This window comes from Citrobacter sp. RHBSTW-01044, assembly GCF_013781945.1.
In the GTDB taxonomy this organism is placed as follows: Bacteria; Pseudomonadota; Gammaproteobacteria; order Enterobacterales; family Enterobacteriaceae; genus Citrobacter; species Citrobacter braakii.
In genome coordinates this window covers 1,542,676-1,558,000 of record NZ_CP056180.1, presented here as the reverse complement: position 1 = coordinate 1,558,000, position 15,325 = coordinate 1,542,676, and the positions used below count along the sequence as shown (strand labels likewise).

Genomic DNA, 15,325 nt, shown 5'->3' with positions numbered 1-15,325 from the left:
ATAGATTATTATCTCATAATATTTACATTATTTAGTTGTTAACAGTTAATTATCACTTCATAGCTTTTCAAAATCTTCTACTAAAGACCCTTCAAAACTCACCGCCGTGGGAGTACATTGTGCTGGGCTGACTTCCATGGCAGGGAGTGGCATTCACAGCTAAAAAGGTCAACGTTCATGTCCCCCATTGAAAAATCCAGCAAATTAGAAAACGTCTGTTATGACATTCGCGGCCCGGTTCTGAAGGAAGCAAAGCGCCTGGAAGAAGAAGGCAATAAGGTTCTGAAACTGAACATCGGCAACCCGGCGCCATTCGGGTTTGAAGCGCCAGATGAAATACTGGTGGATGTGATCCGCAATTTGCCAACAGCGCAAGGATATTGCGACTCCAAAGGCCTTTATTCCGCCCGTAAAGCGATTATGCAGCATTACCAGGCCCGTGGTATGCGCGACGTAACCGTGGAAGATATTTATATCGGCAACGGCGTTTCTGAATTAATTGTGCAGGCTATGCAGGCATTGCTGAACAGTGGGGACGAAATGCTGGTTCCTGCTCCTGATTATCCGCTGTGGACGGCGGCGGTATCGCTCTCCGGCGGTAATGCCGTGCACTACCTGTGTGACGAATCATCAGACTGGTTCCCGGACCTGGATGATATCCGCGCCAAAATCACGCCGCGTACGCGTGGAATCGTCATCATCAACCCAAACAACCCAACCGGCGCTGTTTACTCTAAAGAGCTGCTGATGGAGATTGTTGAGATTGCTCGCCAGAACAACCTCATCATCTTTGCGGATGAGATTTACGACAAAATTCTCTACGACGATGCTGAACACCACTCCATCGCTGCAATGGCGCCGGATCTGCTGACCATCACCTTCAATGGCCTGTCAAAAACCTATCGCGTTGCCGGTTTCCGTCAGGGCTGGATGGTGCTGAACGGGCCGAAGAAACATGCTAAAGGATATATTGAAGGTCTTGAGATGCTGGCCTCTATGCGCCTGTGTGCCAACGTTCCGGCGCAACATGCCATTCAGACCGCGCTGGGCGGATACCAGAGCATCAGCGAATTTATCATGCCTGGTGGGCGTCTGTATGAACAACGCAACCGCGCCTGGGAACTGCTCAATGACATTCCTGGTGTCTCCTGCGTAAAACCGAGCGGCGCGCTGTATATGTTCCCGAAAATTGATGCTAAACGCTTCAACATTCATGACGACCAGAAGATGGTACTCGACTTCCTGCTGCAGGAAAAAGTACTGCTGGTTCAGGGAACAGCGTTCAACTGGCCGTGGCCGGATCATTTCCGCATCGTCACGCTGCCGCGTATTGACGATATTGAAATGTCGCTGAGTAAATTTGAGCGTTTCCTGTCAGGGTATCACCAGTTGTAATTAAACAAAGGCTGTCGGATGAATGACGAGTATTTGCATCTGACAGCCTTCTCTGCGCAAAATGACTCTTAGGTTGCCATCATATAAGGGTCGTTATGAAGCAGAGCCATTTTTTTGCCCACCTCTCCCGTCTGAAGCTCATTAATCGCTGGCCGCTGATGCGCAACGTGCGCACCGAAAACGTGTCTGAACACAGTCTGCAGGTTGCCATGGTTGCCCATGCGCTGGCCGCGATCAAAAACCGCAAATTTGGTGGTCAGGTTAATGCTGAGCGTATTGCTCTGTTGGCGATGTATCACGATGCGTCAGAAGTGCTGACCGGTGATCTCCCTACCCCGGTGAAATATTTCAACTCGCAGATTGCGCAGGAATATAAAGCGATAGAGAAAATTGCCCAGCAAAAACTGGTCGATATGGTACCTGATGAACTGCGCGATATTTTTGCGCCGCTCATTGATGAACATGCCTTAAGTGAAGAAGAGAGATCGATTGTTAAACAGGCCGATGCCCTGTGCGCGTATCTGAAGTGTCTGGAGGAACTCTCTGCCGGTAACAACGAATTTCTGCTTGCCAAGACGCGTCTGGAAAAAACGCTCGAGTCGCGACGCAGCGAAGAGATGGACTACTTTATGGACGTGTTTGTCCCGAGTTTTCACCTCTCATTAGATGAAATCAGCCAGGATTCTCCGCTATAAACGCATGACCCGGTGGCGGCGAAGACATCCCCGTCGCCATCCGCCAGCAACATCAAAACGGAAACAGCATCGGGATCATCACCACGCACACCGCCATCACAATGATGGTAAACGGTACGCCAATCTTCACGAAATCGCTAAAGCTGTAGTTGCCAGGTCCGAGCACCAGAGTGTTTACCGGGGAAGAGACAGGTGTCATAAAGGCTGCGGATGCCGCCATCGCAATCCCCATCGCAAAAGGATACGGTGAAACGCCCATCGACTTTGCAGCCGCCAGCGCGATTGGCGCCATCAGCACCGCCGTCGCGGTGTTGGAGATAAATAACCCGATAGTCGCACACAGCACGAACAGGCAGCCCAACATCATATACGGACCATACCCGCCGCCGACATCCATCAGCCCTTTCACCACCAAATCGACACCGCCGGTTTTTTGTAAAGCCAGCGCGAAGGGCATCATCCCGACAATCAAAATAATGCTTGGCCAGTGAATCGCTTTATAGGCACTTTCGGCATCAATACAGCGAAATTTCCCCATCAGCAGACAGGCGATGATCGCAGCCACCGTATTGGGAATTTCATCAGTGAGCATCAGAGCGACCATCAGCACCAGACAGAAAATCGCATGCGGTGCCTGGCTGTGCGCCGGAGAAGCTTCACTGACTTCCTCGGGCATATTCAGCACGACAAAATCACGCCCTTTTTGTCCCAACAGTGTGATGAGCTTCCAGTTGCCCACCACTAATATGATATCGCCCATCAGCAATGGCTCATCCACCACCGCTCCAGCCAGAGCCGCACCATCGCGCTTCAGCCCAACGACATTCAGCCCGTAGCGGGTACGAAAAGCGATTTCCCGTACCGTTTTGCCGATCAATTCCGATTCAGGGATCAGAGAGATCTCGGCCATCCCCACATCAAGCGCCTGCTCCGAGAAGTATTCGCCGCGCAGTACCATCGGTTCCAGAAACTGTTCACTGCAAAATTCACGCAGGTCGACATCGGCCGCGGACATATCAATCAGCAATACGTCACGGGCGCGAAACTCAGAAACCCCGTTAACGTCGACTATTACGCGACGAAAGCGACGCCAGCGTTCCACGCCAATCACGTTTGCTCCGTAGCGCTCACGCAGCTTCAGATCATCCAGACGCTGGCCAATCATAGGAGAACCGGGACGAATCGCCAGCCGACGCGCGCGCCCGGTCAGGCGATATTCTTTAATCAGATCGCGAAAGGTCCGGCGTTTCCAGCCGTCTCCCGGCTGTTTGGAATCTTCTCCCTTGAGCATAAAGCGCATCAGCAGCATATAAATTATGCCGAGAACCAGAACCACCAGCCCCAGCGGGGTAACGCTAAAAAAGCTGAACCCGTTAAGTCCTTCACGTAACAGTTCACTGTTGACAACCAGGTTAGGCGGCGTCGCCACCAGCGTCATCATGCCGCTTATCAGGCCGGCAAAGCTCAGCGGCATCATCAGGCGTGAAGGGGAAATTTCCATGCGCATGGAAACGCTTAAGACCACCGGGATAAAGATGGCGACCACGCCGGTCGAACTCATAAACGCCCCGAGCCCGGCAACGGTAATCATCAGCAACACCAGCATTTTGACTTCACTGCTGCCAGCCACCTTCACCAGCCAGGCACCCATTACCGTCGCCACCCCGGTACGCACCAGGCCGTCGCCGATAATGAATAATGCCGCTATCAAAATAACGTTAGGATCGCTGAATCCGGAAAAGGCTTCTGTGATGCTCAATGTTCCGCTCAGAACAAAGGCAATGATGACCAGCAAAGCGACCGCGTCCATACGCACTCTGCCAGTGACAAACAAGACGACGGCAATCGCCAGCAATGAGAGAACCCATATCAATTCACCGTTCACAACATATCCTTGTTAAATGAGAGGGATGGATCGATTCTGCCATAAAAAAGCCCCAACAATCTGGGGCTAAATCATGTTCAGGTACTTCTTACTACGACCACATTTCCGTTAGGCTGTTTGGTCACAGAAATATGTTCCAGACTGGTCAGCGAAAAATCGACCTCATCCAGACGCGGCGTGTCCACAGGCGCGTTGACCGCTATCACATGACACCCTGCCGCCAGTCCTGAAAGCACCCCAGCGGGCGCATCTTCCACCACCGCGCATTCCTGTGGCGCAAGACCCAGAAGCTGGGCGCCTAACAGATAGGCGTCAGGCTCGGGTTTGCCTCTTTTTACCCGCTCGGCGGTGACAAACACTTCAGGAGCAGGCAGCCCCGCGACACGATGACGCGCTCGTGCGACCGGCATGGATCCGGAGGTCACAATCGCCCATGGAATACCCGCTTTATTGAGGTGGTTGAGTAAATCAACCGCTCCCGGCAGCGCAGTGATCCCAGCGGTTTCCGTCGCTTCGATCTGCTCCAGGCGGGTGAATTCCGCGGCGATCTCAGCTTCAGATTTGCCCACCATAAAGTGTCGCAGGGAGGTAATGGCCTGCTTGCCATGAATAAAGCCGAGCACCTCGGCGTGATCGAGGGCAAAACGATCGGCCCAGTTGCACCACGCGCGTTCTACTGCGGGTAAGGAATCGACCAGCGTTCCATCCAGATCAAACAGAAAACCTTTGCACTGCACGCTCGCCCCCTCAGGCATTAATGATTTGGTTAATTTCATTCGCACTCAGGTGATACTGGCGCGGGCAAGAGTGCCAGACATTCAGCATACGCTGATATTTTTCCCACATCGGGGTCTGGGCGTTGAAGCCATGCGTACCCGCATCAAAGTGGGTATAACGACCTTCCACATTAACCATAAAACGTACGTACCCGAGGTAACGGGCTTCCGTTGCGGCGTCAAAGCCAAGGAAGGTCACGCGGCGCTCATCAATAGCCTGCGCGTCCTTAAGATTAGTCCAGGACACATGTAATGCGTGATACATCTCCATAATATCGATTATCGTACGACAGGTTTCTTCCGTCAGCTCACCAAACTCACGATCCAGCTCGCGCATCTGCAAGCCGTAACCGCGTTCAATAATCGTCTGCAAACGACGATAACGCTCGGCGTTAGTGGGATCGAGCATAGTCATCATTTTGTACTGATTAGACAAAATCAGACGTTGAGCGTTGGTCATTTCCATTTGGGACTCCTGTATCACTACTACTGCGATGAAAAAAAAGAAGGCATCTTGTGCCTTCTTTTATATGCGTAATCAGGGGTCAATTACAAATCATCAAGGAAAGTTTTATCCAGTTGTTTGAAGGCGCGCTTAAGCGTGTCAGCCAGCGCCTGATAATCAGGCTTTCCTTCTACCGGAGTGAGCGCCTGCCCGGCTTCTTGCAATTTACCCCGTACTTCGTAGAACCAGTTGAGTATTGAAGGCGGCAGCGGCGTTACAGAACGTTTACCCAGCCACCACATGCCCTGCATCGGCAGGCTGAGCGCAAACAGCGCAGTCGCCACGGCCGGTCCCAACTGCCCCCCTAACGCAATTTGCCAGCATAAGGTGAAGACGGCGATAGGCGGCATAAAACGGATCGCGTAACGCGTCATGCGGATCACGCGGTTCTCTACAAACACAGGCGCGAGGCGCTTTTCCATTGGCCACGTCTTCGCATAGTGCTGCCCCCGGCGAAACAAGCTAAAAAAATTGACGGAACGATTATCCGGTGTCGACATGGCGGTTACCTCAACTTCACATATAAAAATTAAAAAATTTGTGCAAAACAACAACTACAAGGGACATCGTTCAAAACATTTTGTCTTTGATACCCACATTCAGGTATCCTGTGCCGGCCTGTAAGGCCTTTAGTCCAAAATCATTGAGTCGTCAAATTGACACATAGTATGCCATTGGCTGAAAAATACGCAAAATGACATAGACTCAAAGGTATTTATTCCATCGTGCCCAAAAAGACTATGGCGCATGATGTTAATCATAAACGTCGGTGTCATCATGCGCTACGCTCTATGACTTCCTGACGTTTTTTTAGCCACGTATCATAAATAGGTACTTCCATGTCGAGTAAGTTAGTACTGGTTCTGAACTGCGGTAGCTCCTCACTGAAATTTGCCATCATCGATGCAGTAAACGGTGAAGAATACCTCTCTGGTTTAGCCGAATGTTTCCATCTCCCAGAAGCACGTATCAAGTGGAAAATGGACGGCGGTAAACAAGAAGCGGCTTTAGGTGCAGGCGCCGCTCACAGTGAAGCGCTGAATTTTATCGTTAATACTATTCTGGCACAAAAACCAGAACTGTCTGCTCAGCTGACTGCGATTGGTCACCGTGTTGTTCACGGCGGCGAGAAATACACCGGCTCTGTGGTTATCGACGATTCTGTTATTCAGGGTATCAAAGACGCAGCCTCTTTTGCACCGCTGCATAACCCTGCACACCTGATCGGTATCGCAGAAGCGCTGAAATCCTTCCCGAATCTGAAAGACAAAAACGTGGCTGTGTTCGACACCGCGTTCCATCAGACCATGCCGGAAGAGTCTTACCTCTATGCTCTGCCATACAGCCTGTACAAAGAACACGGTGTTCGTCGTTACGGCGCGCACGGTACCAGCCACTTCTTCGTGACTCAGGAAGCGGCAAAAATTCTGAACAAACCGGTTGATGAGCTGAACATCATCACTTGCCACCTGGGCAACGGCGGTTCTGTTTCTGCTATCCGTAACGGTAAATGTGTTGATACCTCCATGGGTCTGACCCCGCTGGAAGGTCTGGTGATGGGTACGCGTTCCGGTGACATCGACCCAGCGATCATCTTCCACCTGCACGACACCCTGGGCATGAGCGTTGACCAGATCAACAAAATGCTGACCAAAGAGTCCGGCCTGCTGGGTCTGACCGAAGTCACCAGCGACTGCCGTTATGTTGAAGATAACTACGCGACTAAAGAAGACGCTAAACGTGCAATGGACGTTTACTGTCACCGTCTGGCGAAATACATCGGTTCTTACACTGCGCTGATGGATGGTCGTCTGGATGCAGTTGTCTTCACCGGTGGTATTGGTGAAAACGCAGCGATGGTTCGTGAACTGTCTCTGGGCAAACTGGGCGTTCTGGGCTTTGAAGTTGACCACGAACGTAACCTGGCCGCACGTTTCGGCAAATCTGGTTTCATCAACAAAGAAGGTACCCGTCCTGCGGTGGTTATCCCAACCAACGAAGAACTGGTTATCGCGCAAGACGCGAGCCGTCTGACTGCCTGATTTCACACCGCCAGCCTAGCTGGCGGTGCTGTTTTGTAACCCGTCTACATCGACGGTAACGAAAGAGGATAAACCGTGTCCCGTATTATTATGCTGATCCCTACCGGAACCAGCGTCGGTCTGACCAGCGTCAGCCTTGGCGTGATCCGCGCAATGGAACGCAAAGGCGTTCGTCTGAGCGTCTTCAAGCCGATCTCTCAACCGCGTGCCGGTGGCGATGCGCCAGACCAGACTACCAGCATCGTCCGTGCTAACTCTTCTCTGCCAGCCGCTGAGCCGCTGAAGATGAGCCACGTTGAATCTCTGTTGTCCAGCAATCAGAAAGATGTGCTGATGGAAGAGATCATCGCGAACTACCACGCGAACACTAAAGACGCTGAAGTTGTACTGGTTGAAGGCCTGGTCCCAACCCGTAAACATCAGTTCGCGCAGTCTCTGAACTACGAAATCGCGAAAACGCTGAACGCAGAAATCGTCTTCGTAATGTCTCAGGGTACCGATACCCCGGAACAGCTGAACGAGCGTATTGAACTGACTCGCAGCAGCTTCGGCGGCGCGAAAAACACCAACATCACCGGCGTAATCGTTAACAAACTGAACGCACCGGTTGATGAGCAGGGCCGTACTCGCCCGGATCTGTCCGAGATTTTCGACGACTCTTCCAAAGCAAAAGTGATCAAAGTTGATCCGGCTAAACTGCAAGAATCCAGCCCAATGCCGGTTCTGGGCGCGGTGCCATGGAGCTTCGATCTGATCGCAACGCGTGCAATCGATATGGCGCGTCATCTGAACGCCACTATCGTTAACGAAGGTGATATCAACACCCGTCGCGTGAAGTCTGTGACTTTCTGCGCACGCAGCATTCCGCACATGCTGGAGCACTTCCGTGCCGGTTCTCTGCTGGTGACTTCCGCCGATCGTCCTGACGTGCTGGTTGCAGCATGCCTGGCAGCCATGAACGGCGTGGAAATCGGTGCCCTGCTGCTGACTGGCGGCTACGAAATGGACGCGCGTATCACTAAACTGTGCGAACGTGCATTTGAAACCGGCCTGCCGGTATTCATGGTGAACACCAACACCTGGCAGACCTCTCTGAGCCTGCAGAGCTTCAACCTGGAAGTTCCGGTTGACGATCACGAACGTATTGAGAAAGTTCAGGAATACGTTGCTAACTACATCAACGCTGACTGGATTGAATCCCTGACCGCGACCTCTGAGCGCAGCCGTCGTCTGTCTCCGCCAGCGTTCCGTTATCAGCTGACCGAGCTGGCACGTAAAGCCGGCAAGCGCGTTGTTCTGCCGGAAGGTGACGAGCCGCGTACCGTTAAAGCGGCGGCTATCTGTGCTGAACGCGGTATCGCAACCTGCGTACTGCTGGGCAACCCGGATGAGATCACCCGCGTTGCGGCCTCTCAGGGCGTTGAGCTGGGCGCTGGCGTAGAAATCGTTGATCCAGATGTTGTTCGCGAAAGCTACGTTGCTCGCCTGGTCGAACTGCGTAAAAACAAAGGTATGACCGAAACCGTTGCCCGCGAACAGCTGGAAGACAACGTGGTTCTCGGTACCCTGATGCTGGAACAGGACGACGTTGACGGTCTGGTTTCTGGTGCAGTTCATACCACCGCGAACACCATCCGTCCGCCGCTGCAGCTGATTAAAACTGCACCGGGTAGTTCCCTGGTGTCTTCCGTGTTCTTCATGCTGCTGCCGGATCAGGTTTACGTATACGGCGACTGCGCGATCAACCCGGATCCGACTGCAGAGCAACTGGCAGAAATCGCGATTCAGTCCGCTGAATCCGCCATTGCTTTCGGTATCGAACCGCGTGTAGCAATGCTCTCCTACTCCACCGGTACTTCTGGTGCAGGTAGCGACGTAGAAAAAGTTCGTGAAGCCACGCGTCTGGCGCAGGAAAAACGTCCTGACCTGATGATCGACGGTCCGCTGCAGTATGACGCCGCCGTTATGGCTGACGTAGCAAAATCCAAAGCGCCGAACTCTCCGGTTGCAGGTCGCGCTACCGTGTTCATCTTCCCGGATCTGAACACCGGTAACACCACCTACAAAGCGGTACAGCGTTCTGCCGACCTGATCTCCATTGGGCCGATGCTGCAGGGTATGCGCAAGCCTGTGAACGACCTGTCTCGTGGCGCGCTGGTTGACGACATCGTCTACACCATCGCTCTGACCGCGATCCAGTCTTCCCAACAGCAGCAGTAATCTGTCGAGTGTGCCGGATGTCTTATCCGGCAACACTTCTGCTTATTAAACCGGAAATAGCTTATATTTCCGGTTTTTTTATACCTGTTTTTCCCGTTGGCATATTCTGAAACATTTGCCAGGATGCGCTGCATCAATGAATAACTATTCTCCTGTTTGCATACTTATCCTCTTTTGCATTGCAACAGGGATAGTCTTTCATGTCAGCAGTAACAGAAACACAGCCAGCTAAAAAATGGGCGATGCCCGATACGTTGGTGATTATTTTTTTCGTTGCCATTTTAACCAGTCTGGCGACATGGGTTGTTCCCGTCGGGATGTTCGACAGTCAGGAAGTGCAGTATCAGGTTGATGGACAAACCAAAACCCGTAAGGTGGTCGACCCCCATTCTTTTCGAATTCTGACCAACGACGCGGGCGAAGAGCAGTATCACCGGGTGCAGTTTTTCACCACCGGTGATGAGCGCCCGGGCCTGATGAATTTTCCGTTTGAAGGGTTAACCTCCGGCTCTAAATTCGGCACTGCCGTCGGCATTATTATGTTTATGCTGGTGATTGGCGGTGCATTCGGCATCGTTATGCGTACCGGAACCATCGATAACGGCATCCTGGCGCTCATCCGCCATACGCGAGGAAACGAAGTCCTGTTTATCCCGGTGCTGTTTGTTCTCTTCTCATTAGGCGGCGCGGTGTTTGGTATGGGGGAAGAGGCGGTCGCCTTTGCCATTATTATTGCACCGTTAATGGTACGGTTAGGTTACGACAGTATCACCACCGTTCTGGTCACCTATATTGCGACTCAGATTGGATTTGCCAGCTCATGGATGAACCCGTTCTGCGTGGTCGTCGCGCAGGGGATTGCGGGCGTGCCGGTGCTCTCTGGTTCCGGTCTGCGTATCATTGTCTGGGTAATTGCGACCCTGATAGGTCTGACCTTCACGCTGGCCTATGCGGCGCGCATCAAAAAGAATCCGCTTTTGTCCCGGGTACATGAATCCGACCGTTTCTTTCGCGAACAGCAGGACGACGTTGTGGAACGACGCTTCACGCTGGGCGACTGGCTGGTGCTGCTGGTGCTGACCGCGGTAATGATTTGGGTTGTCTGGGGCGTGATCGTCAACGCGTGGTTTATTCCTGAGATCGCCAGTCAGTTCTTCACCATGGGCCTGGTAATTGGCATCATCGGCGTGGTCTTTCGTCTCAACGGCATGACGGTCAACATCATGGCCTCCTCATTCACTGAAGGCGCGCGAATGATGATTGCCCCTGCCCTGCTGGTCGGTTTTGCCAAGGGCATATTACTGCTGGTCGGTAATGGAGAGGCGGGTGAAGCCAGCGTGTTGAACACGCTGCTGCACAGCATTGCCAACGGCATCAGCGGGCTGGATAACGCCATCGCGGCGTGGTTTATGCTGCTGTTCCAGGCAGTGTTTAATTTCTTCGTTACTTCCGGCTCTGGTCAGGCTGCATTGACCATGCCGTTATTAGCACCCTTAGGCGATCTGGTTGGCGTAAACCGTCAGGTCACCGTACTGGCCTTCCAGTTTGGCGACGGATTCAGTCATATTATCTATCCTACATCGGCATCGCTGATGGCAACGTTAGGCGTGTGTCGGGTGGATTTTCGTAACTGGCTGAAGGTAGGCGCCACGCTGTTGGGACTGCTGTTTATTATGTCCAGCGTGGTGGTAATTGGCGCGCAGATAATGGGTTACCATTAAAAAACGATTGCCCGGCCTACACGATTTCTCGACGCTGTAGGCCGGATGAGCAGATTTTACTCAGCTTCTTCCTGCTTTTCGGCTTTCGCCCCTTCATTCTTAGCGTTGCGGGTCATCCACAGCGCCAGGGCTTTCAGTGAGTCCGGCGTAAATTCGTCGCAGCGCGCGGTAATTTCTTCCGGCGTCAGCCAGCAAACTTCACTAACCTCTTCTTCCTGAAGCGCAAACGGTCCGTGGGAAACACAGCTAAACAGCCCGCCCCATACGCGACAGTTCTGGTCTTCAAAATAAAACTGCCCATGCTCGGCAAACGGCACGCCCGCAATCCCCAGTTCCTCTTCCGCTTCACGGCGCGCTGAATCCAGTAGTTGCTCGTCAGCCTGCACAACACCGCCAGCGGTGGCATCCAGCATGCCGGGCAAAAAATCTTTTGTCTCAGTACGACGCTGAACCAGAATTTTGCCCATACCATCATGCACGACGATATACGTTGCACGATGGCGTAAGCGTTGCGCCCGCATTTGTTCCCGGCTGGATTGTGCAATGACTTCGTTGTCTTCATTCACAATATCCACCCATTCCGTACTTGCCAAACGACGCTGTTCCACCATCAGGAAACCTTCTTTTTTCTTGCGCTCTTACGGCGCGTTTATGTTTGTGGGGTAAATTACGGATTAATCTCGACCTGTGCAATAACACTTTGATCATTGAGTGCCATTACGCTGAGAACATTATCATCCAGAATCCCGTAACTTGCCGCAAAGCCCCCTTTCGGGATGCTTACCGAGCCGGGATTGAAGTGGTAAACATCCCCTTGACGCTCAGCGACGGGCAAATGTGTATGCCCATAAACCAGCACATCTCCCACGTTGAGTGCCGGCATATTTTGCGGACCAAAAAGATGCCCGTGCGTCAAAAAGAGTCGCTGGTTTTCTGTCAGAATTTGCTGCCACGGCGCGGTCATCGGAAAATGCAGAAGCATCTGATCCACTTCGCTGTCACAATTGCCACGCACCGCGATAATCCGCGCTGCCAGCGCATTCAACCGCTCAGCAACCTGCGCAGGCGCATAGCCTTCCGGGAGCGCATTACGCGGTCCGTGGTTTAAAACATCACCCAATATCACCAGCCATTGCGCACCGCTTGCGGCAAACCGTTCAAGTACGCGTTCCGTGGCTGGCAACGAACCATGAATGTCCGATGCGAACATCAGTTTCATCACTCACTCCTCGTTGAAAAGTACTTTGTAATGATACTGGATTACGCCCCGTTTTTCAGCAGGAACGCTTCGCTGAAAGCGCGATAAAACGCTGGACTGAAGCGCGCTGCCACTGGAAGGCGGCATATTCTGCAAGCGCTTCGGGAACCTCATCGCCGTTAAGGACCAGACGATTCAGCATTAGCGCTAAATCGCAGTCGGCAATACACCATTCGCCAAATAAATTCTGCTTCCCGTGGCTCAATAAATGGCTCGCAGTGGCGAACAATTTCTCCGCACTGACTTTTCCCGCTTCGCTTAACGGACCTTTCTTCACGCCAGCAAAAACTACGTCCGTTGAGCGTTCTTCACGGATAGGCATCAGATCGCTGCGGATCCACGCCTGAACCTGGCGCGCCCGCGCGCGCTTTTGCACATCGTGTGGGTAGATACGCTCCCACTGCGGTGGTGCAAAGCTCTCTTCCAGGAACTCAGTTATCGCTGATGATTCGCTCAGCTCGAAACCGTCGATTTCAAGCACCGGTACGCGCCGCGTTAACGCATACCCTTGCCATGAAGGTTGCAAGTGTTCGCCGCTGTTGAGATCAACGGTTTTCAGCGTAAAAGGCAGTCCTTTCTCTTGCAGAGCGACATAAACAGACAGCACGTAAGGGGAGAAAAAATTGGCATCTGACCACAGCGTAATTGCAGATTTGCTCATAATGTCCTCTGAAATGTATTGGCTTGCCTTCAAAATATAGAGTCTTTCTCTCACTGTCACTTGATGAAAACTCACGCACGCCAACAGGCTCTATACTTGTTATGACCCGGTTCATGACAAAACGGACGCTGAAAATGATCGATCTCTATTACACTCCATCGCCAAACGGTCACAAAATAACGCTGTTTCTTGAAGAGGCGCAGCTGCAATACCGTCTGATTCATGTCGATATCAGCAAAGGTAGCCAGTTTCACCCTGATTTTCTGCAAATCTCACCAAACAATAAAATCCCGGCCATTATCGACAGTGCCCCGGTAGACGGCGGAAAGCCCATCAGCCTGTTTGAGTCCGGAGAAATTTTACTCTATCTGGCAGAAAAGAGCGGTAAGCTGCTGAGCGGTGAGTTACGTGAACGCCACACTACGCTGCAGTGGTTGTTCTGGCAGGTCAGCGGCCTCGGCCCCATGCTGGGTCAGAATCATCATTTTAGCCACTACGCCCCACAAACGATTCCCTACGCCATTGAAAGATACCAGGTTGAAACCCAGCGCCTGTACAACGTGATGAATAAACGTCTGGAAACGTCCCCCTGGCTGGGAGGCGATCACTACAGCATTGCCGACATTGCCTGCTGGCCGTGGATCCACGCCCATCAGCGTCAGCGCATCGACCTCGACAACTACCCGGCGGTCAATAACTGGCATGAACGCATCCGTACGCGTCCCGCAACGGAACGCGCCATGCAACAAGCACAAAGTGAGAAGCGGTGACGCGATTCGGTTCTCGTGTATCATGCAAAGGTTCATACATGGAGGAAACCTGCAATGTCACAACCTGACGCAATTATTCGTATAAAAAACCTTCGTCTGCGCACTTTTATCGGCATCAAAGAAGAGGAGATCCTTAACCGCCAGGATATCGTCATCAACATTGCCATTCACTATCCGGCAGACAAAGCCCGTACCAGCGAAGATATCAACGACGCGCTGAATTATCGCACTATCACCAAGAGCATCATTGCCCACGTGGAGGGTAACCGCTTCTCATTGTTAGAAAAATTAACTCAAGATGTGCTCGATATCGCACGCGAACATCACTGGGTCACTTATGCTCAAGTAGAGATAGATAAACTTCACGCATTACGTTACGCCGACTCAGTCTCTATGACGCTGAGCTGGCAGCGCTAAACATAACCCGGGAGGCGACATGCAGATTCTGATTACCGGCGGTACTGGCCTGATTGGACGTCATCTGATCCCCCGCTTGCTGGAGCTGGGGCATCAGATAACCGTAGTGACCCGTTCTCCTGATAAGGCCCGTCAGATTCTCGACTCCCGGGTTACGCTGTCCAAAGGGCTGGAAGAGCGGCAAAATCTCAATGACATTGATGCCGTCATTAACCTTGCCGGAGAGCCGATTGCGGACAAGCGCTGGAGTGCCCAGCAAAAGGAACGCCTGTGTCAGAGCCGCTGGGTCATCACGCAGAAGCTGGTCGATTTAATCAATGCCAGCGAGACACCGCCCGCAGTGCTAATTTCCGGTTCCGCTACCGGTTACTACGGCGATTTAGGCGAAGTAGTGGTCACAGAAGAAGAGCCGCCACATAACGAATTTACCCATAAGCTGTGCGCCCGCTGGGAGCAGATTGCCAGCACCGCGCAAAGCGACAAAACCCGCGTGTGTATGCTGCGCACCGGCGTGGTACTGGCCTCTGCTGGCGGCATTCTGGCGAAAATGGTTCCGCCGTTTCGTCTTGGCTTAGGCGGACCAATTGGCAACGGACGCCAGTATATGGCCTGGATCCATATTGATGATATGGTCAACGGAATTCTCTGGCTGCTGGATAACGATCTGCGCGGTCCCTTCAATATGGTTTCACCGTACCCGGTGCACAATGAGCAGTTTGCCCACGCGCTGGGCCACGCTCTGAACCGCCCTGCCATTCTGCGCGTTCCCGCCACCGCAATGCGGTTGCTGATGGGCGAATCTTCGGTGCTGGTTCTCGGCGGACAGCGAGCGTTGCCAAAACGCCTGGAAGCGTCCGGTTTCGCGTTTCGCTGGTACGATTTAGAAGAAGCGCTGGCGGATGTCATCCGATAACCCCTAAGCGCTATTCACGGTCGCCGTTGTGGTGGTAAGGTTATAGGCCAGATTTCTGCAATGGCGA

Annotated in this window: 15 protein-coding genes; 8 read left to right on the top strand and 7 right to left on the bottom strand. The window is 52.6% G+C overall.

The window, feature by feature from the left end; genetic code table 11:
- The first annotated feature begins 177 nt into the window (after positions 1–177).
- Positions 178–1,395, top strand: coding sequence for an alanine transaminase AlaA (gene alaA / locus HV352_RS07555; RefSeq protein ID WP_181635312.1), 1,218 nt, complete (start codon positions 178–180; stop codon positions 1,393–1,395).
- 95 nt (positions 1,396–1,490) lie between these two features.
- A complete protein-coding gene (gene yfbR, locus HV352_RS07550; RefSeq protein WP_003028083.1) occupies positions 1,491–2,090 on the top strand; it encodes a 5'-deoxynucleotidase in 600 nt (199 codons plus the stop codon).
- A 52-nt stretch (positions 2,091–2,142) separates the two neighbouring features.
- Here yfbR and HV352_RS07545 read toward each other — a convergent pair whose 3' ends face one another.
- From HV352_RS07545 to yfbV, 4 genes are all read right to left on the bottom strand, one after another.
- Entirely contained in the window at positions 2,143–3,975 is a 1,833-nt protein-coding gene (locus HV352_RS07545) for an SLC13 family permease (protein WP_181635311.1), read from the bottom strand.
- 77 nt (positions 3,976–4,052) lie between these two features.
- Positions 4,053–4,730, bottom strand: a complete 678-nt coding sequence (locus HV352_RS07540) for a sugar phosphatase (RefSeq protein WP_181635470.1) — start codon at positions 4,728–4,730, stop codon at positions 4,053–4,055.
- Positions 4,723–5,217, bottom strand: coding sequence for a YfbU family protein (locus tag HV352_RS07535; protein ID WP_016153841.1), 495 nt, complete (start codon positions 5,215–5,217; stop codon positions 4,723–4,725). Before HV352_RS07535 ends, HV352_RS07540 begins: the two co-directional genes overlap by 8 nt.
- Before the next feature lie 83 nt (positions 5,218–5,300).
- Positions 5,301–5,756 (bottom strand): terminus macrodomain insulation protein YfbV, encoded by a 456-nt coding sequence (yfbV, locus tag HV352_RS07530; protein WP_016153842.1) that lies wholly within the window; start codon positions 5,754–5,756, stop codon positions 5,301–5,303.
- Between the two features lie 339 nt (positions 5,757–6,095).
- Between yfbV and ackA the strand changes: the two genes are divergently transcribed.
- The 3 genes from ackA (at position 6,096) to yfcC (ending at position 11,239) form a co-directional block, all read left to right on the top strand.
- Entirely contained in the window at positions 6,096–7,298 is a 1,203-nt protein-coding gene (ackA, locus tag HV352_RS07525) for an acetate kinase (protein ID WP_016153843.1), read from the top strand.
- Positions 7,299–7,373: 75 nt separating this feature from the next.
- Positions 7,374–9,518: a phosphate acetyltransferase gene (pta, locus tag HV352_RS07520; RefSeq protein WP_181635310.1), complete on the top strand. Its 2,145-nt coding sequence runs from the start codon at positions 7,374–7,376 to the stop codon at positions 9,516–9,518.
- A 200-nt stretch (positions 9,519–9,718) separates the two neighbouring features.
- On the top strand, positions 9,719–11,239 hold the full coding sequence (yfcC, locus tag HV352_RS07515) for a putative basic amino acid antiporter YfcC (protein WP_104651200.1): 1,521 nt from the start codon (positions 9,719–9,721) through the stop codon (positions 11,237–11,239).
- Positions 11,240–11,295: 56 nt separating this feature from the next.
- Here the strand turns inward: yfcC and yfcD are convergent, their stop codons facing one another.
- The 3 genes from yfcD to yfcF are packed head-to-tail and all read right to left on the bottom strand — an operon-like array spanning position 11,296 to position 13,158.
- Positions 11,296–11,850 (bottom strand): NUDIX hydrolase YfcD, encoded by a 555-nt coding sequence (gene yfcD, locus HV352_RS07510; RefSeq protein WP_006683645.1) that lies wholly within the window; start codon positions 11,848–11,850, stop codon positions 11,296–11,298.
- A 56-nt stretch (positions 11,851–11,906) separates the two neighbouring features.
- A complete protein-coding gene (gene yfcE, locus HV352_RS07505; RefSeq protein ID WP_016153846.1) occupies positions 11,907–12,458 on the bottom strand; it encodes a phosphodiesterase in 552 nt (183 codons plus the stop codon).
- A gap of 55 nt (positions 12,459–12,513) precedes the next feature.
- On the bottom strand, positions 12,514–13,158 hold the full coding sequence (gene yfcF / locus HV352_RS07500; RefSeq protein ID WP_016153847.1) for a glutathione transferase: 645 nt from the start codon (positions 13,156–13,158) through the stop codon (positions 12,514–12,516).
- Between the two features lie 134 nt (positions 13,159–13,292).
- On the opposite strand from yfcF, the gene yfcG reads away from it, so the two are divergent.
- Genes yfcG through HV352_RS07485 form a run of 3 tightly spaced genes read left to right on the top strand, consistent with a single transcriptional unit; the run spans position 13,293 to position 15,258 of the window.
- Positions 13,293–13,928: a GSH-dependent disulfide bond oxidoreductase gene (gene yfcG / locus HV352_RS07495; RefSeq protein WP_016153848.1), complete on the top strand. Its 636-nt coding sequence runs from the start codon at positions 13,293–13,295 to the stop codon at positions 13,926–13,928.
- A 54-nt stretch (positions 13,929–13,982) separates the two neighbouring features.
- Positions 13,983–14,345 carry a dihydroneopterin triphosphate 2'-epimerase gene (gene folX, locus HV352_RS07490; RefSeq protein ID WP_016153849.1) on the top strand — a complete coding sequence of 121 codons (363 nt, stop codon included), beginning with the start codon at positions 13,983–13,985 and terminating at the stop codon, positions 14,343–14,345.
- 19 nt (positions 14,346–14,364) lie between these two features.
- Positions 14,365–15,258 carry a TIGR01777 family oxidoreductase gene (locus HV352_RS07485; RefSeq protein WP_016153850.1) on the top strand — a complete coding sequence of 298 codons (894 nt, stop codon included), beginning with the start codon at positions 14,365–14,367 and terminating at the stop codon, positions 15,256–15,258.
- The last annotated feature ends 67 nt before the right edge of the window (positions 15,259–15,325 follow it).